Annotated in this window: 15 protein-coding genes; 7 read left to right on the top strand and 8 right to left on the bottom strand. The window is 60.4% G+C overall.

Features of this window, described 5'->3' with window-relative positions; all coding sequences use genetic code 11:
• Positions 1-31: 31 nt before the first annotated feature.
• From QRN36_RS24450 to QRN36_RS24440, 3 genes are all read right to left on the bottom strand, one after another.
• A complete protein-coding gene (locus QRN36_RS24450) occupies positions 32-1183 on the bottom strand; it encodes a PotD/PotF family extracellular solute-binding protein (protein WP_285426390.1) in 1152 nt (383 codons plus the stop codon).
• A 63-nt stretch (positions 1184-1246) separates the two neighbouring features.
• Positions 1247-2383 carry an ABC transporter ATP-binding protein gene (locus QRN36_RS24445; protein ID WP_285426389.1) on the bottom strand — a complete coding sequence of 379 codons (1137 nt, stop codon included), beginning with the start codon at positions 2381-2383 and terminating at the stop codon, positions 1247-1249.
• Positions 2384-2514: 131 nt separating this feature from the next.
• Positions 2515-3324, bottom strand: a complete 810-nt coding sequence (locus QRN36_RS24440; protein WP_285426388.1) for a LuxR C-terminal-related transcriptional regulator — start codon at positions 3322-3324, stop codon at positions 2515-2517.
• Positions 3325-3627: 303 nt separating this feature from the next.
• Between QRN36_RS24440 and QRN36_RS24435 the strand changes: the two genes are divergently transcribed.
• The 4 genes from QRN36_RS24435 (at position 3628) to QRN36_RS24420 (ending at position 9726) form a co-directional block, all read left to right on the top strand.
• Positions 3628-3924: a pyrroloquinoline quinone biosynthesis protein PqqE gene (locus QRN36_RS24435; protein WP_093468587.1), complete on the top strand. Its 297-nt coding sequence runs from the start codon at positions 3628-3630 to the stop codon at positions 3922-3924.
• Positions 3925-4277: 353 nt separating this feature from the next.
• The gene (locus QRN36_RS24430; RefSeq protein ID WP_285426387.1) at positions 4278-6083 is read left to right on the top strand and encodes a phenylacyl-CoA dehydrogenase; all 1806 of its coding nucleotides are present in this window, start codon (positions 4278-4280) and stop codon (positions 6081-6083) included.
• 344 nt (positions 6084-6427) lie between these two features.
• Positions 6428-7723: a GGDEF domain-containing protein gene (locus QRN36_RS24425; RefSeq protein ID WP_285426386.1), complete on the top strand. Its 1296-nt coding sequence runs from the start codon at positions 6428-6430 to the stop codon at positions 7721-7723.
• Positions 7724-7947: 224 nt separating this feature from the next.
• Positions 7948-9726 (top strand): acyl-CoA dehydrogenase C-terminal domain-containing protein, encoded by a 1779-nt coding sequence (locus QRN36_RS24420; RefSeq protein WP_285426385.1) that lies wholly within the window; start codon positions 7948-7950, stop codon positions 9724-9726.
• Positions 9727-9978: 252 nt separating this feature from the next.
• Here QRN36_RS24420 and QRN36_RS24415 read toward each other — a convergent pair whose 3' ends face one another.
• Complete coding sequence (locus QRN36_RS24415) at positions 9979-10887, bottom strand: LysR family transcriptional regulator (protein ID WP_285426384.1); 909 nt, start codon at positions 10885-10887, stop codon at positions 9979-9981.
• Between the two features lie 102 nt (positions 10888-10989).
• Between QRN36_RS24415 and QRN36_RS24410 the strand changes: the two genes are divergently transcribed.
• The 3 genes from QRN36_RS24410 to QRN36_RS24400 all read left to right on the top strand — a co-directional run bounded on the left by QRN36_RS24410 (position 10990) and on the right by QRN36_RS24400 (position 12736).
• Positions 10990-11688 (top strand): MOSC domain-containing protein, encoded by a 699-nt coding sequence (locus QRN36_RS24410; RefSeq protein ID WP_285426383.1) that lies wholly within the window; start codon positions 10990-10992, stop codon positions 11686-11688.
• Positions 11685-12386, top strand: coding sequence for an aminotransferase class III-fold pyridoxal phosphate-dependent enzyme (locus QRN36_RS24405; protein ID WP_285426382.1), 702 nt, complete (start codon positions 11685-11687; stop codon positions 12384-12386). The genes QRN36_RS24410 and QRN36_RS24405 overlap by 4 nt, the downstream gene beginning before the upstream one ends.
• Positions 12387-12574: 188 nt before the next feature.
• Positions 12575-12736, top strand: a complete 162-nt coding sequence (locus QRN36_RS24400) for a YqaE/Pmp3 family membrane protein (protein WP_081564967.1) — start codon at positions 12575-12577, stop codon at positions 12734-12736.
• A 92-nt stretch (positions 12737-12828) separates the two neighbouring features.
• Here QRN36_RS24400 and QRN36_RS24395 read toward each other — a convergent pair whose 3' ends face one another.
• Genes QRN36_RS24395 through pqqC form a run of 4 tightly spaced genes read right to left on the bottom strand, consistent with a single transcriptional unit; the run spans position 12829 to position 16807 of the window.
• Entirely contained in the window at positions 12829-14655 is a 1827-nt protein-coding gene (locus QRN36_RS24395; RefSeq protein WP_285426381.1) for a S9 family peptidase, read from the bottom strand.
• Positions 14621-15808, bottom strand: coding sequence for a pyrroloquinoline quinone biosynthesis protein PqqE (gene pqqE, locus QRN36_RS24390; protein ID WP_285426380.1), 1188 nt, complete (start codon positions 15806-15808; stop codon positions 14621-14623). The genes QRN36_RS24395 and pqqE overlap by 35 nt, the downstream gene beginning before the upstream one ends.
• On the bottom strand, positions 15780-16055 hold the full coding sequence (gene pqqD, locus QRN36_RS24385; protein WP_093468613.1) for a pyrroloquinoline quinone biosynthesis peptide chaperone PqqD: 276 nt from the start codon (positions 16053-16055) through the stop codon (positions 15780-15782). The genes pqqE and pqqD overlap by 29 nt, the downstream gene beginning before the upstream one ends.
• Positions 16052-16807: a pyrroloquinoline-quinone synthase PqqC gene (gene pqqC, locus QRN36_RS24380; RefSeq protein WP_285426379.1), complete on the bottom strand. Its 756-nt coding sequence runs from the start codon at positions 16805-16807 to the stop codon at positions 16052-16054. The genes pqqD and pqqC overlap by 4 nt, the downstream gene beginning before the upstream one ends.
• Positions 16808-16881 lie beyond the last annotated feature (74 nt).

The raw sequence follows: 16881 nt of genomic DNA, 5'->3' as shown, positions 1-16881 counted from the left end.
TATGGCTCAAGACGGTTGCTCGGGCGATCGATCAGGCGGACTTGAAGCGAGCCATCAACTCGGCGCGCAACGGACTTGTCAGGGTCGCGGCGGCACCGAACTCCAGCGGGCTCAAGTGCTCGGCGGCCGGGTACATGATCGGGTCATTGAGCATGTCTTTGGGCAGCAGGGCATCGACGCGCTTGTCACCGCTCGGGTAGCCGTGGCTCAGCACTTCCAGCTTGTTGTGCTGCGGGTCGAGCAGGTAATTGATGAACGCGTAGGCGGCATCCTTGTGTTCGGCGCTTTTGGGGATCGCGAAGAAGTCGCTCCACAGCTCGCCGCCTTCCTTGCCCAGGGCATAAACCATCGACGGAATGTCCCGATGCAGTTGCGAGGCATCGCCGGTCCAGGACATCGCCAGAATGGCGTCGCCGCTGCGCATGGACGGCTGAATGTCGGAGTTGATCGCGAACAGGTGAGGCTTGACCTCGATCAGCAGTTTTTCCGCGTCGGCCAGCTCTTTCGGGTCGAGGGAGTTGAAGCTGTAGCCAAAGGATTTGAGGGCGTTGCCGATCGCGGTCAGCTGGTAATCGTGAACCATCGTGCGGCCGTCGGCCTGATCCTTGGCGATCGCCCAGAACTCTTTCCACGACGTCGGTTTGGCCTTGAGCTTGGCGCTGTCGTAAGCCATGCCGGTGGTGCCCCAGTTTTTCGGCACCGCGTATACCTTGCCATCGACTGTGCCCTGGGCCATGAACTTCTCTTGGAAAGCCGAGGCGTCGAAGTTGGGAATGCGTGCCAGGTCCAACGGCTCGATCAGGCCCAGCTTCACGTACGTGCTGATGGTGTAGTTGGTCGGCACCAGCACGTCCCAGCCGCTGCCACCTGCCTGCAGTTTGGCGAGCATCTCTTCGTTGGAGCCGAACACGCTCATCGCCACGCGCGCGCCGGTGGTCTTGGCGAAGTTATCGAGGTTTTCCTGGCTGTGATAATTCGGCCAGGTCGCCAGGCCAAGGCGGTCGCCGATGTTCTTGTCGGCACCCAGTGCGCTGGCGCCCGGACTGCCGGCCAGCAGGCCGGGCATGTTGGTGGCCACCACCGCGGCGGCAATGCCAAGACCGGTGCGTCCCAGGAAGTCGCGGCGCGTGATCGAGCCGTTCTGCCAGCTGCGCATCGTCTTGATAAAGGTCTTCTGGTCCATGGCATTCTCCCCGTCTGATAAATGATTCAATCGTTAGAGTGGCTTTGCTCGTTGCTCAAGTCGCTACAGCGCCATGGCCAGGCCGCTGGCGTTGTTCCAGCCCACCTGCACGGCTGCGCCGTGTTCAAACCCGGCGTGATCGAAACTGCCCTGACCACTCGCGCCTTGCTGACGTGGCACCCGCACGCAGACGATGCCGAAGGGCTGTGTGCGCACGCGGTATTCGGTGATGTTGCCCAGATAGATGCGGTCTTCGACGCAGCCGTCGAGCGTCACGTCCCGACCTTGCAAGTTGCCTTTGGCGGCGATGTCGATCAGCTCCGGACGCACCGCGATGCAGCCTTCGCTATAGGCGCTCAATGGCAAGCCGTTGGGTGTCAGCGGGCTGCTCAGTTCAATGCCCTGAGCGGTGAGCAACAGCGCCGAGTTGCCCTGCACGTGGCGCACGGTGCCGCTGAACAGGTTGGATTCGCCGATGAAGTCAGCCACGTAACGCGTGGCCGGGGCCTCGTAGAGTTGTTCGGGGGACGCGGTCTGGATGATCGAGCCGCTGTGCATGACGCTGATGCTGTCGCTCATGGACAGCGCCTCTTCCTGATCGTGGGTGACCAGCACGAACGTGATGCCCACTTCACGTTGCAGGCGCAGCAGTTCGGATTGCATCTCCTTGCGCAGCTTGCGATCCAGCGCCGCGAGCGGTTCGTCCAACAGCAGCACGGTCGGTTTATTGACCAGCGCGCGTGCGAGGGCCACGCGCTGTTGCTGGCCGCCGGACAGCTCACTGGGCTTGCGATGCCCGAGCCCTGAAAGCCGCACCATTTCCAGCGCTTCATCGGCGCGTCGCTGCTGTTCTTTCTTGTCCGGGCGAGGTGTGAGGTAGCGCAAACCGTAGGCGATGTTCTGCGACACAGTCATGTGCGGGAACAGCGCGTAATGCTGAAACACCATGTTGACCGGGCGTTGATAGGCCGGCACGCCCGCGACGTTCTTGCCTGCCAGACGCACTTCGCCAAGGGTGGGCTGATCGAAGCCTGCAATCATGCGCAGGGTGGTGGTCTTGCCGCAGCCCGAGCCGCCGAGGAAGGAATGGAAGGTGCCGCGCCGAACCTGGAAACTCAGGTTGTTGACGGCTTTCAGGTTCCCGTAGTGCTTCTCTACGTTGCAGAACTCGATATCGTTTTCGTGGCGATTGTCACTCATTGTTGGCTCTCGCATTCCAGTGCATGGGTCGCTGCAATGGAAGCCAAACTAGCAATCGCTGTTTTGCGCTGTATATATCCCTTCGGGGATAGAGGTCGTATCCGGTGCGGGTGTCAGGTCAGGGTGCCGGGTCAGGCTGAGACAGCAATGTCCGGGCCTGTCAGCTCGCGAATGAACAGCCCCAGCAGTTCGGCCTGACTGCCGATGCCCAGTTTGGCGTAGATGTTTTTGCGATGGATTTTGACGGTGCCCGGGCTGATGACCAGTTGTTCTGCTACCGACGCACTGGAGTGGCCGCGCAGCAACAGGCGGACGATTTCCTGCTCGCGGCCAGTGAGAATGTGATCACCGAAATGATCGAAAGCTGCGTGCACCTTGTAGTCCAGATCTTGCGGTGAGCGAGGCTGCTCGGCGCGGTGCAGCCGCCAGGTGTCGATGATGACGTGTTCGACGATTGCCTGCGCGCATTCCATCAGCTGCAACTCATCGCGGCTGAACGCCGAACTGGCGGTCGCGCGCATCAGCGACAGCACGGCCATGGCGTCGCCACCCAGGTCGACGAAAAACGCGACCTCTTCCGCAAGGCCGGTCTGCTGGTAGTACGCCAGGTAATACTCGCTGAGGTAAAAGTGATCGGGCGCAAACTGCCGCAGGCGCCATAGACCGGGCGGCTGCTTGCGCGTGCAGGCGAGGTAAAACGGGTCGAGCAGATAGGGTCCGACCTGATAGTCGTCGACGTAAACCCTGCGCTTGTCCGGCGCAAAGGTATCAAACAGGGCAAGCGGGCGATGGTTGCCCTCGTAGACGAACAGAACGAAATGGTCGACAGGCGCAATCTGCCTCAACCACTGGCTCAACCCGGCCAGTCGCGCACCGCCGGCCGGAAGGTCGAGGAGGTGGGCGATTGCGTTGGTCCAGTGTTTCAGTTCCTTTGGGCGCATGGGCGATCGACAGCTGTTCCATGGGGATCGGTTCGGCAAAAGATGCAGGATGTGCGCCACAGCACAGTTCACACGGATGGCGAAGGCAGGCGGGGCATGAAGCGGTTATGGTTGTATCGCCAGATGTGTCGCGATGCACCATCTTCAGGCACAACCTGTCACCGGTCGCTACGCGGTAACGTCTTGGAAATGGCAACGACGCTCTATTAGAAGGCCCGTTGCCATTATGGTTTTTGACGGGCGTTTTGCGGGTTCGTCTGGTTCAATGCTGACTGTTCGCTTTATGAACAGAGGATCGTGGTCATGCAAATCTCACTGAACAACACCCTGTACCCAGGCCTGAGCGCAATTCAGGTCGGTCAGGACCGTGTCGATCAGGCTGCTACCCAACTGGCAAACCCTGGCACGGAAGTGTCTGGCCGCACCCAGTCCTCGGACTTCCAGCTCGAACGCCTGCGCGCCGTCGATCGTCCGCCCGCTTCGGACATGGCCACCAATATCGTCGAACTGACCCAAGGCCGGATTCAGGTTCAGGCGGGCGTCAAAGTCGAAAAAGCCAGCGATGAAATGCTCGGCACGCTGATCGATACCTACGCCTGACTTGTTCACCCTCTGATTCCTGACGTGCGCTTCGGCGCACGTTTGCGTTGCGCCTCCCTTCTGAATAACGCCCTATCAGCCGTCCGAATCGCGGTCGTCTGACGGCCGTCTTCAACGCCTGCTCAACTAGACTCAATGCACATCCTTTCAGCGCTACATGGTGGCGCAGGCGCCTCTGTGCGCGCCGACGATGAAAGGTTCGTGACGCACCCTTGACAAGGTTTAGGCGTAAACGTATGTTTCAAACACCTGTTTGACCGCCGGACAAACAAGAATTCCGGTGGCAGGGGCCATGCCCCGCAGTGACCGAACGGTCATATAAATCCAGAATTCATCAGCAGAGGTTTATCGCTATGCCTGACTACAAGGCCCCCTTGCGTGATATTCGCTTCGTTCGTGACGAGCTGCTCGGCTACGAAGCGCACTATCAGAGTCTGCCAGCATGCCAGGACGCCACGCCTGACATGGTTGACGCCATTCTCGAGGAAGGCGCCAAGTTTTGTGAGCAGGTATTGGCCCCGCTGAACCGTGTCGGCGACACCGAAGGATGCACCTGGAGCGAGTCCGGCGTGAAGACGCCGACCGGTTTCAAAGAAGCGTACAAGCAGTTCGTCGAAGGCGGCTGGCCGAGTCTGGCGCACGACGTTGCCCATGGTGGTCAGGGTCTGCCTGAGTCGCTGGGCCTTGCGGTCAGCGAAATGGTCGGTGAAGCCAACTGGTCGTGGGGCATGTACCCAGGCCTGTCCCATGGCGCGATGAACACCATTTCCGAACACGGCACCCCTGAGCAGCAAGAGGCTTACCTGACCAAACTGGTGTCGGGCGAGTGGACCGGCACCATGTGCCTGACCGAACCTCACTGCGGCACTGACCTTGGCATGCTGCGCACCAAAGCCGAGCCACAGGCTGATGGTTCTTACAAAGTGTCTGGCACCAAGATTTTCATCTCCGCCGGTGAACACGACATGGCCGATAACATCGTCCACATCGTGCTGGCCCGCCTGCCCGACGCGCCTGCCGGCACCAAAGGCATCTCGCTGTTCATCGTTCCCAAATTCCTGCCGGCTGCCGATGGCAGTGTCGGCGAGCGCAACGCTGTTGCCTGCGGCTCGCTGGAACACAAGATGGGCATTCACGGCAACGCCACCTGCGTGATGAACTTCGACGGCGCGACCGGCTTCTTGATCGGCCCGCCGAACAAAGGTCTGAACTGCATGTTCACGTTCATGAACACTGCACGTCTGGGCACCGCTTTGCAGGGTCTGGCCCACGCCGAGATCGGCTTTCAGGGCGGCCTGAAATACGCGCGTGAACGCCTGCAGATGCGTTCCCTGACCGGCCCGAAAGCTCCGGACAAAGCCGCTGACCCGATCATCGTTCACCCTGATGTGCGTCGTATGCTGCTGACCATGAAGGCATTCGCCGAGGGCACTCGCGCGATGGTTTACTTCACTGCCAAGCAGGTCGACATCGTCAAATACAGCGAAGACGCCGACGCCAAGAAGCACGCCGATGGCTTGCTGGCTTTCATGACGCCGATTGCCAAGGCCTTCATGACCGAAGTCGGTTTCGAATCCGCCAACCATGGCGTGCAGATTTATGGTGGCCACGGTTTCATCGCCGAATGGGGCATGGAGCAGAACGTTCGCGACAGCCGTATTTCGATGCTGTACGAAGGCACCACCGGTGTTCAGGCACTGGACCTGCTGGGTCGTAAAGTGCTGATGACCCAGGGCGAAGCGCTGAAGGGCTTCACCAAGATCGTGCACAAGTTCTGCCAGTCGCAGGAAGGCAACGAAGCGGTAAACGAATTCGTCACGCCGCTGGCTGCGCTGAACAAAGAGTGGGGCGAACTGACCATGAAGGTCGGCATGGCGGCCATGAAAGACCGTGAAGAAGTCGGCGCCGCCTCGGTGGATTACCTGATGTTCTCCGGTTATGTGTGCCTGGCCTATTTCTGGGCAGACATGGCGCGCGTCGCTGCCGAGAAACTGGCTGCCGGCACCACCGAAGAAGCGTTCTACACCGCCAAGCTGCAGACTGCGCGCTTCTACTTCCAGCGCATCCTGCCGCGTACTCGCACTCACGTGGCGGCCATGCTGTCGGGTGCCAACAACCTGATGGACATGAACGAAGAGCACTTCGGCCTGGCTTACTGATTCACCGGCTGGTTTTCCCTCAAAGCCGCTTGTTCTTCGGAGCAAGCGGCTTTTTTGCGTCTAGCGCCTCACCCTCGACTCCGCAGGCCCGTGGCTTCGCCTGAGATCGGCTGCGATGCAGCCGTAGATTGAGGTCCGCCGGTTGGATTGCGTCAGTGTTGTCGAGGACGACTTCTTCGCCAAGCGCGAAACCGCGTGGGCAACCGCATGGACTTGCGCCGGTTTACAGGCGTCAGAAAAGTGATCAATTTCTCATTTTCTCCTCATCAAATAGGTAACATGGCCGATACAGGCACAATGCCATTTGATTTGCACTCGCTTCATACGGGTAGGAGATAGTCCTCTTGCTGCGCCCTTCCGCCGCTCGTCTCAGCCACTTTTTACCGTCTCTGGCCCTGCTGTTCGCCGGACTCGCGGCTGCGTACGTGAAGGACCTCAATGTGTTCTTCACGTCTCTTTTCAACGTACTTCCCACTCTGGTGCTCTTGCTCGGCGGCGCTTACTGCGGCGTGTACAAGCGCCAGCGTGAGCTGTTTCTGATGATCACGGTGTACATCGCCTATTTCCTGCTCGATACCCAGACGGATTACTACCGCGACAACGGCAAAGTCCGCGAGGACGCCGCGGTGGTGTTTCATCTTTGCTGCCTGCTGTTGCCTGTGATGTTCGGGCTGTTCGCCGCCTGGGAAGAACGCACGCACCTGTTTCAGGATCTGGTCGCCCGATTGGCTGTCCTGGTGGCGGTCGGCAGCGTGGCGCTGGGGCTTGAGCAAAGCTTTCCGGAGAGCCTCCTGGCCTGGCTGGCGGACATCCGCTGGCCTGCGTTGCATGGCGAATGGATGAGCCTGATCCAGCTGTCGTATGCGACGTTCCTCATCGCCTTTGCCGTGCTGATCACCCAGTACCTGCGCAAGCCCCGCCCGCTGCACGCCGCTCAACTGGTTGGCTTGCTGGGACTGTTCTGGGCATTGCCGAAGACGTTCATTCTGCCGTTCACGCTGAACATCATGTGCAGCCAGGTGATGCTGATGATCGCCTCGGCGGTCGCGCACGAGGCTTACCAAATGGCGTTTCGCGATGAACTGACCGGATTGCCGGGACGACGCGCGCTCAACGAGCGCATGCAGCGGCTGGGACGCAACTATGTGCTGGCGATGAGCGACGTCGATCACTTCAAGAAATTCAACGACACCCACGGCCATGACGTCGGCGACCAGGTGTTGCGGCTGGTCGCCAGCAAGCTGTCGAGAATCACCAACGGCGGCGGGCGAGCCTACCGTTACGGAGGTGAAGAGTTTGCCATCGTGTTCGCCGGCAAGACCTTGGAGGAGTGCATGCCGCACCTCGAGGTCATCCGCGAAACCATTGCCGGCTACCAGATTCATCTGCGCAACCAGGAAAACCGACCCAATGACGATCAGCAGGGGCGTCAGCGTCGGGCCGGTTCCCAGGCGTCGACTGTCTCGGTCACGGTGAGCATGGGCGTTGCTGAGCGCCTGCCGGAGCATCGCAATCCGGAAGAAGTGCTCAAGGCGGCCGACCAGGCGCTTTATGCCGCCAAGGGAGCGGGTCGAAATTGCGTCGTTGCGCACGGTCAGACGAACAAGCGTGGCGCAGTCCGGATGGCAGCAGCGAGCTGATTTCCGCTCCAATTCTGTTAGCAATCAAAGGCTTTCACCGAGGGGTGAAGGCCTTCTTTTTGTCTGCAAGAATTGAGTGACCAAATATTCGTTAACAGTCACTACCTGACCCTATGTGTCTCAAATGGTGTTCCTGTACACTGGATTCACTGACACATGGACGCCGCAAGAAGCCTTCGGCGTTGCTTTTTCCCCGGGTTCCGCTGCCGTTAACGAGGTTTGCCATGGCTGACTACAAAGCGCCCTTGCGCGATATGCGCTTCGTTCTGAATGAAGTGTTCGAAGTCTCCAGACTCTGGGCGCAACTGCCCGAGTTGTCCGAAGCGGTAGATGCACAAACCGTTGAAGCCATCCTCGAAGAGGCCGGCAAGGTCACTGGCAAATCCATCGCGCCGTTGAGCCGCGCAGCCGATGAAGAAGGCTGTCACTGGAACGACACGGTTGTGACGACGCCTGCAGGCTTCGTTCAGGCGTACGGCACGTATGCCGAAGGTGGCTGGGTCGGCGTGGGCGGCAACCCGGAATTTGGCGGCATGGGCATGCCCAAGGCGGTCTCGGCGCAGGTCGAGGAGATGGTCAACTCCGCAAGCCTTGCCTTCGGTCTCTATCCGATGCTCACCTCCGGCGCGTGCGTGTCGATCAACACCCACGCCAGCGAAGCGCTGAAGAACAAGTTCCTGCCGAACATGTACGCCGGAATCTGGGCCGGCTCCATGTGTCTGACCGAAGCTCATGCCGGTACCGATCTGGGCATCATCCGCACTAAGGCCGAACCTCAGGCCGATGGTGGCTATAAGATCAGTGGCACGAAGATATTCATCACCGGCGGCGAACACGACCTCACCGAAAACATCATTCACCTGGTGCTGGCCAAACTTCCTGATGCTCCGGCGGGGCCTAAGGGAATCTCGCTGTTTCTCGTCCCCAAGTTCCTGGTCAACGACGATGGCAGCCTGGGCGAGCGCAACACCGTTTCCTGCGGCTCCATCGAGCACAAGATGGGCATCCAGGCGTCGGCGACCTGTGTGATTAACTTCGACCAGGCTGAAGGCTATCTGATTGGCGAGCCGAACAAAGGGCTTGCCGCGATGTTCACGATGATGAACTACGAGCGTCTGGGCGTGGGCATTCAAGGCTTGGCATCAGGCGAGCGCTCTTACCAGAATGCCATCGAGTACGCGCGTGATCGTCTGCAGAGCCGGGCACCGACCGGAGCGCAATCGAAAGACACCATCGCCGACCCGATCATCGTGCACCCCGACGTGCGTCGCATGCTGTTGACGATGAAGGCGCTGAACGAAGGCGGTCGTGCTTTTTCGACCTACGTGGCGCTGCAACTGGACACCGCCAAGTACAGCGAAGACGCCGAGGTCCGCCAGCGTGCCGATGCGCTGGTGGCGCTGTTGACGCCGGTAGCCAAGGCATTCCTCACTGACATGGGGCTGGACATCACGGTGCACGGCCAGCAGGTGTTCGGTGGTCATGGCTACATCCGCGAGTGGGGCCAGGAGCAACTGGTTCGCGACGTGCGCATCACCCAGATTTACGAAGGCACCAACGGCATTCAGGCGCTGGACCTGCTGGGCCGCAAGGTCGTCGCCAGCGGTGGCGCGTACTACAAGCTGTTTTCCGAAGAAGTACGCCAGTTCATCGCTGCTTCCGACAGCTCGCTTGCTGAATTCACCAAGCCGCTGAGTACTGCGCTGACGACGTTGGATGAATTGACCGACTGGGTGCTGGATCGCGCGCGCAGCAATCCGAATGAAATCGGCGCGGCGTCTGTCGAGTATCTGCATGTATTTGGATACACGGCTTATGCCTACATGTGGGCGATGTCGGCCAAAGCCGCGCTGGGTAAAGAGGCGCAGGAAGACTTCTACGTCAGCAAACTTGGCACGGCGCGGTTCTATTTCGCGCGTCTGCTGCCAAGGATCCAGTCGCTGGCCGCGTCGGTGCGCGCGGGCAGCGAATCGCTGTACCTGCTGGACGCTTCGCAGTTCTGACTCCTGTAGACGTCATGTAAGCTTTTGCTTACATGACGTGCCGACATTTCGCCTCTATACGGCTTATGGATCCAAAGTTAATCTACTTCACATGGACGTAGCGCAGGATGCGCAAACAGATAACAGGGACACGTAGGGATTGCCTGCCAGGACGGTGGGAAGAAAGGGAAGTCAAAGGGAAACAGTCTGGAAAACCTCGCTTAGGCGGGGTTTTCTTTTATCTGCACTCCAGAAAGTTTTCCGCCACGCGGTCTACCCCCGCTCGACTTCGCCCGGGCCGGAATTCACCACCCCGTCGAGCACCGACCGCAACAGTTCCAGCGTCGCCTGCTGACGCTGTGCATCCCGATAAACAAGCCCCACCTGCAACGGCACCCTGGGTTCGCTGATGGGTTTCCACAGCAAGTCATCGTTGTCCTGAATATCCTGCGCGCGCCCCGGTAGCACAGTCGCAAGTCGAGTGTGTGCAAGGCTGTCGAGGATCCCCGCCATGTTATTCAGTTCAGCTTGTACGTGAGGCCGTCGGCCGAGATTGCTCAACTGCGCCTGCCAGATCTGCCGCACCTGAAACTCCTCACCCAGCAGTAGCATCGGCAGTTCAGCGGCCTGGCTCATCGAGACTTTTTTGAATTCCCGCAACGGGTGATTGGCCGGTACCACCAGCTTGAGCTCGTCTTCATACAGCAACAGGCCGTGCAGGCCAGGCTGGCGCGGCGGCAGGTAGCTGATGCCGATGTCCAGCGATCCATTGAGCAAGCGACGCTCGATCTCCATCCCGCTCAACTCGTAAATCTGCACGACCAGATGTGGCTGCGCCTTGCGCACGCGCTCGAGCATCTGCGGCACCAGGCTCGAATGCACGGTCTGTAAGACGCCGATAGCGAGGGTACGCTGGGATTGTCCCTTGAAGTTGCGCAATGCCTCGCGCGCCCGTTGCATGCCTTCGAGCAACGGCACCGCATGGTTGTACAAGGTGTGCGCGGCGAGCGTCGGCAACAGGCGCTTGCTGCTGCGCTCGAACAGGCTGACATCGAGGCTGTGCTCCAGCAGACGAATCTGCTGTGAGAGCGCTGGCTGCGACAAAGAAAGTCGCTCGGCGGCGCGTCCGACGTGGCCTTCTTCATACACCGCGACGAAATAACGCAGTTGGCGGAAATCCATAAGCAATTCTTATCGAAATAGCTGGAAAATCGAAATGGTCGTTTGTCTTGCCGGGGCATAGTCTACGCCCAACTCACAGGGGTTACAGGGCTATAAAGCGCAATGAACAGTGTCCAGGTCGATGGTGTTTTTATAGGTAAAGCGAAAAATCTCGGTCATGGATTGATCAGCGATATCGATAAGCACAGGCTGGACCGACGCCTTTGGCTCTGGCCGCAAGGGCTGGGCAGCGACGAACACGGCGATCCGCGCTTTCATACCGGCCCGGAGCGCGCCCTGCATCACTATCCCGCCGAGCATTACGATTACTGGCGCAAGGTCTATCCGCACATCGACTGGTGCGCGCCTTCTTTCGGCGAAAATCTTTCATCCCGCGGCCTCACCGAAGAAGATGTCTGCCTGGGCGACATGTTTCGCTGGGGCGGCGCGCTGCTGCAGGTCAGCCAGCCACGTTCGCCTTGCTACCGGCTCAGCCACACTTGGGGCATCGAAGAGCTGCCTCAGCGTGCGCAGGATAACGGGCGCTGTGGCTGGTTCTATCGCGTGCTCAAACCGGGTTTCGTCAGTCCCGACGACGCATTCGAGCTGGTTCAGCGCAGCTATCCGGGCCTGACGATCGCTTGGGCCTTGCGCACGTTCTACCTCGAGCCGCTTGAGCATGGCGGGCTTAGAAAGCTCGCCGATTGCCCGGCGCTGTCGTCCCGGTGGCGCGACATCGCCCTCAAGCGTCTGCGCACCGGCCGCGTCGAAGACTGGAGCGACCGGTTGCTGGGGCTGCCACTGGAAGGATTGCGCGCATGAACCTCTTCAAACTGCTGCGCAACGCTGTCGCTGAAGACAGCCAGTCCGTCGAGCAACCTGCATTGCTCTCGCCGTTGCAACGTCTGCGTCAGCGCACAGGCAGCGATCAAGCCGGTTTCTTCATCGACGAGCAGGCAGCGTACGCAGGGGCGATGACGCTGGCGCGCAAATGGGGCGAGCAGCATCGGCGCGGGGAATGCGGGGTCGTGGTTGCCAGTGGCGGTCGTTTCGACGCGCTGATCGAAGCAATGACCGACGATTTCTGCCATGTGCCATTCAACGATCTGGCAGCGATCGAGGCCGCCGTGGATTCACGAACCGTTGCCATCGTGCTTGAGCCCATTCAGGGCGAGACGGTCATCACGCCAGCCACGACGGCTTACGTGCAAGGTGTTGCCACATTGTGCAGGGCGCTGAATATCCTGCTCATTCTCAACGAGGCGCGAGGTAGCGTCGGGCAGAACGGTGGGTTGCTTTCGGAAGACACCTACGCCGTCAGCGCCGATATCGTCGTGCTCGGCGATTACTCCAACCGCAGTCCCCGAAGCTCGGCGTTGCTTGCTCGTGGACAGGCGTGCACTGCCCGGATCGACGACCTGCCGGGCTCTGTGCCCGAATTCGCCTCGACACGCCAGATGCGCCCGGCCGCGAGCATCCGCGTGCAGCGTCAGGCAATGCCAAGCGGGCTCATGGCGTAGTAACCCACTGTTTCTCGAACCGTCTTGCGTTTTGTACGCTTCGCCCCGCGCCGGGAGTCTTGGTGCGGGGCGTTTTTTTGTAGGGCAATGGGTGGCGCAATGATATTCACGGTTGAACCCCTGCATGCGCTCAGGGTCGATTAGCTGTGTGGCCGCAATGGGCCATTTATCATTCAGGAGCTTCACCCATGGACATCATTCGCATCATCATCGCCATCCTGCTGCCACCCCTGGGCGTGTTCCTGCAAGTCGGATTCGCCGGCGCTTTCTGGCTCAACATCCTGCTGACCCTGCTCGGCTACTTCCCAGGCATCATCCACGCGGTATACATCATCGCCAGCCGCAAGTGATCGCGCCCGGTCAGCGCACTTCGCTCTGAATCCCTGTGGGCGCCAGCTGGCTGAACCGGCTGATGTCGCCCACAGAGACCGCAGTCACGCCCTCAGCTGTCCATTACCTTTCGATAGAACGCCCATTCGGTCTCCAGTGCGTGAGCCAGATTGCTGGCTTTGCGGAAGCCATGGCGTTCCTCGGGATAGAAATGGCCTTCGGCCGGGATGCCTTTATCGATCAAGGCATTGAGCATATCGCGGGTCTGAGCGGGAACGACGACGGCATCGAGTTCGCCCTGGAAGAAAATCACCGGCACTTTGATCCGGTCGGCATGCAACAGCGGGGTGCGCTCGCGGTAGCGCGCCATGTCGATGTCCGGGTCGCCGATCAGCCAGTCGAGATAATCCGCCTCGAACTTGTGCGTTGCCTCGGCCAGTGCGAGAGGGTCGCTGACGCCATACAGGCTCGCGCCAGCGCGGAAAACATCCTTGAACGCCAGCGCGCACAGCGTCGTATATCCGCCGGCACTGCCGCCTCGAATGAACGCGTTGGCCGGATCGATGAGCCCTTGATTGCCCAAGTACTCGACCACGGCGCAGGCGTCCTCCACGTCGACGACGCCCCATTCGAGAAACAGCGCCTGACGATAGGCGCGGCCATAGCCCGTGCTGCCTCGATAATTCAGGTCCGCGACGGCGAAGCCCCTTTGCGTCCAGTACTGAATGCGCGGATCAAGCACCGGATAGCATGCCGACGTGGGTCCGCCATGGATGAACACCACCAGCGGCGGCTTTTCTGCGCCATTCATCGCGGGGTAGAAATAGCCATGCGCCTCGCTGTCACCGCTCGGATAGCGCAGCGTTTGCGGACGACTGATGTGCTCGGCGGGCAGCGGAGCAATACCCCCGGCCAGCACCTGTACGCGTTGGTCGGAGCGACTGATCGCCACGACAGCCGAAGGGCGGGTCGCTGACGCCGCGATGCAATAAAAGTGTTGATTGTCCATCGCCAGGTTGCGGAACCGGCTGTATTCGCCGCTGAAATCCTGTACCGATCCATCAGCCGAACACAGGCCCAGACGACCAGAGCCGTCCTGGAACCAACTGGCCAGATAGGCCCCATCGGTGAGCGGCAACCAGCTCGAACTGCCCAGTTGCCATGGCGCAGATGCATGGTCGGCGGCGGCTGCGGGCAGCGCTTCGAGGCCTTCCAGCGTCTCGACCCACGGTTGCCAGAAACCGCCGCGATCAGTCAGGCAATACAGGCGGCCCTGAGCATCAAAGCGCGGTTGTTGCAGCGCTTCCAGCCCGAGTTCGCCTGCCAGGCAGTGCGGCAGACCCCATGACCCGTCCGCCTGACGCTTCGTGCTGAGCAGACGCGTCGACGTCCACGGTTGGTGCGGGCGCCACCACTCTATCCACACCAGACGATCACCCTCGGGGCTCAATGTCGGCGCGGCGTAGAAGTCCGCCCCTTCAGCCAGAACGTGGCGTCTGCCGTCGATAAGGTCGAACGCCACCAGGCGGTGAACGTCGTTGTCTTCCTCGACGGCGAGAATCTGCCCGCGCCCGAACCGGACATCGCCGTAGCGCTTGTCGCCGTGGGTCAGTGCGAGAGGGACGTTGGTGTCGAAGGGCTGGAGATAAATCTGTTGATCGGCTTCGTTCACGAACACCACGGCTTCGTCGCTCAGGCAGAACGAGCCTCCGCCATATTCATAAACCCTGCTGCGCGCGCTGAAGCCATCCGGCGTCAGGCACGTGGTGACGCCGTCGCTCCAGCGCCAGATGCGCGAAGCGGCGTCCTGCGGGCGGAATTCGTTCCAGAAGAGGCCCGCGGGACCGACGCACAGTTCGGCGAAATCGACGCCTGCCGCCACAGCCTGGGCGGCAGAGAACAAATCAGGATTTTGCGATGAGGCGTGAGTTTCGTTCATTGCGAAAGGCCAGTTGCTCGATGGTCTGGCTAGCATACTCGGCTTCGTCGCGGGCCTGGGTGATCAGGTGATGCTGTGGCGACTTGCTGCACACCGGGTCGGCGTTGCTTGCATCGCCGGTCAACATGAACGCCTGACAGCGACAGCCGCCGAAATCCTTTTCTTTCTCGTCGCAAGAGCGGCACGGCTCGGGCATCCACTCATAACCACGGAAGCGGTTGAAGCCAAACGACTCGTACCAGATGTGTTGCATGCTGTGATCGCGCACATTGGGGAACTGGATCGGCATCTGTCGCGCGCCGTGGCAGGGCAGGGCGGTGCCATCCGGCGTCACGGTCAGAAACAGATTACCCCAGCCGTTCATGCAGGCTTTGGGGCGCTCCTCGTAGTAGTCGGGTGTGACGAAAATCAGCTTGACCGGATGATTCTCCGCCGCGAGCTTCTCGCGGTATTCATTGGTGATGCGTTCGGCGCGGACCAGCTGTTCCTTGGTCGGCAGCAAGCCCACTCGGTTCAAGTGCGCCCAACCGTAGAACTGGCAGGTGGCCAATTCTACGAAGTCCGCCTCCAGCGCCACGCAGAGCTCGATGATCTTGTCGATCTTGTCGATATTGTGCCGGTGGGTGACGAAGTTGAGCACCATCGGATAGCCGTGCTTCTTCACCGCGCGGGCCATTTCCAGCTTCTGGGCAAATGCCTTTTTCGAGCCTGCGAGCATGTTGTTCACTTGCTCGTCGCTGGCCTGAAAACTGATCTGAATGTGGTCCAGACCGGCTTCCTTGAAGTCGACGATCTTCTGTTCGGTCAGGCCGATGCCGGACGTGATCAGGTTGGTGTAGAAGCCCAGGCGCCGGGCCTCTGCGATCAGCTGGGCGAGGTCCTGCCGCACCAGGGGCTCACCGCCGGAAAACCCGATTTGCGCGGCGCCCATCTGCCTGGCTTCGGCCATCACTTTGAACCACTGTTCGGTGGTCAGCTCCTGACCCTGGCGTGCGAAGTCCAGCGGGTTGGAACAATACGGACACTGCAGAGGACAGCGGTAGGTCAGCTCGGCGAGCAGCCACAGCGGCAGTCCGACAGGAGGTGTCGGTGGTATGTGCACCTTGGACTCGGTCACCGGCGCTTCAGGCAAGTTCGATCCAGTGTTCAGCACGAGCGACCTCCATGAATTGCTCGACGTCGGTGCCGAGCTCGGGAACGCCGGGGAATTGCTCATCGAGCACGGCGATGATCGCACCCACGCTGCGCTGACCATCGATCAGGCCGCCAATGGCGCTGGCGCTCTCGTTGAGCTTGATCATGCCTTCGGGGTAAAGCAATACGTGGCCGTTCTGCGCCGGTTCAAACTGAAAGCGATAGCCACGGCGCCAGCTCGGCACTTGTTCGCGGTTGAAGCTCATAGGGCGATTCCTTTGTGCCAGACGCGTTGGTCGGTCACGCTGTGATAGGGCGGGCGGTTCAGCTCATAAGCCATGCTCATGGCGTCCAGCATGCTCCACAAAATGTCGAGTTTGAACTGCAGAATTTCCAGCATGCGCTGCTGGCCTTCCCACGTCGTGTAATGCTGCAAGGTGATCGCGAGCCCGTGTTCGACATCCCGCCGCGCCTGACCCAGGCGCGTGCGGAAGTATTCGTAACCGGCCGGGTCGATCCATGGGTAATGCTGCGGCCAGCTGTCCAGCCGCGACTGGTGGATCTGCGGAGCGAACAGCTCAGTCAGAGAACTGCTGGCGGCTTCCTGCCAGTTGGCTCGACGGGCGAAGTTCACATACGCATCGACGGCAAATCGTACGCCGGGCAGGACAAGTTCCTGCGAGCGAAGTTGATCCGGATCCAGCCCTACCGCCTGGCCCAGTCGCAACCAGGCTTCAATGCCGCCGTCTTCGCCCGGTGCGCCGTCGTGGTCGAGCAGGCGCTGAATCCACTCGCGACGGATCTCGCGGTCCGGACAGTTGGCCAGAATCGCAGCATCCTTGAGCGGGATGTTCACTTGGTAATAAAACCGGTTGGCGACCCAGCCCTGAATCTGCTCGCGTGTCGCGCGGCCTTCATACATCGCCACGTGAAACGGATGGTAGATGTGGTAATACGCACCCTTGGCACGCAGAGCCTGTTCGAATTCAGCGGGGGACAGTGGCGTTGGCTCACTCATGTCGGCATGTTCCTTACCCATTTGTCTCGGATTCTGTGGCTTGAAGCGGTGGTCGCGAACGCATTCGCGCTAAC

The sequence above is a fragment of the Pseudomonas sp. efr-133-TYG-103a genome, from assembly GCF_030209235.1.
GTDB lineage: Bacteria > Pseudomonadota > Gammaproteobacteria > Pseudomonadales > Pseudomonadaceae > Aquipseudomonas.
The sequence above is the reverse complement of the archived record's forward strand: the minus strand, read 5'-3'. Positions and strand labels throughout refer to the sequence as shown.

Coding starts and splice junctions, on each gene's coding strand:
- QRN36_RS24445 (WP_285426389.1), bottom strand. CDS start 2,383: ATGAGTGACAATCGCCACGAAAACGATATCGAGTTCTGCAACGTAGAG.
- QRN36_RS24410 (WP_285426383.1), top strand. CDS start 10,990: ATGAACAGTGTCCAGGTCGATGGTGTTTTTATAGGTAAAGCGAAAAAT.
- QRN36_RS24435 (WP_093468587.1), top strand. CDS start 3,628: ATGCAAATCTCACTGAACAACACCCTGTACCCAGGCCTGAGCGCAATT.
- QRN36_RS24400 (WP_081564967.1), top strand. CDS start 12,575: ATGGACATCATTCGCATCATCATCGCCATCCTGCTGCCACCCCTGGGC.
- QRN36_RS24415 (WP_285426384.1), bottom strand. CDS start 10,887: ATGGATTTCCGCCAACTGCGTTATTTCGTCGCGGTGTATGAAGAAGGC.
- pqqC (WP_285426379.1), bottom strand. CDS start 16,807: ATGAGTGAGCCAACGCCACTGTCCCCCGCTGAATTCGAACAGGCTCTG.
- QRN36_RS24450 (WP_285426390.1), bottom strand. CDS start 1,183: ATGGACCAGAAGACCTTTATCAAGACGATGCGCAGCTGGCAGAACGGC.
- pqqD (WP_093468613.1), bottom strand. CDS start 16,055: ATGAGCTTCAACCGCGAACAAGTGCCGAGCTGGCGCCGTGGCTATCGC.
- QRN36_RS24420 (WP_285426385.1), top strand. CDS start 7,948: ATGGCTGACTACAAAGCGCCCTTGCGCGATATGCGCTTCGTTCTGAAT.
- QRN36_RS24430 (WP_285426387.1), top strand. CDS start 4,278: ATGCCTGACTACAAGGCCCCCTTGCGTGATATTCGCTTCGTTCGTGAC.
- QRN36_RS24395 (WP_285426381.1), bottom strand. CDS start 14,655: ATGAACGAAACTCACGCCTCATCGCAAAATCCTGATTTGTTCTCTGCC.
- QRN36_RS24405 (WP_285426382.1), top strand. CDS start 11,685: ATGAACCTCTTCAAACTGCTGCGCAACGCTGTCGCTGAAGACAGCCAG.
- QRN36_RS24440 (WP_285426388.1), bottom strand. CDS start 3,324: ATGCGCCCAAAGGAACTGAAACACTGGACCAACGCAATCGCCCACCTC.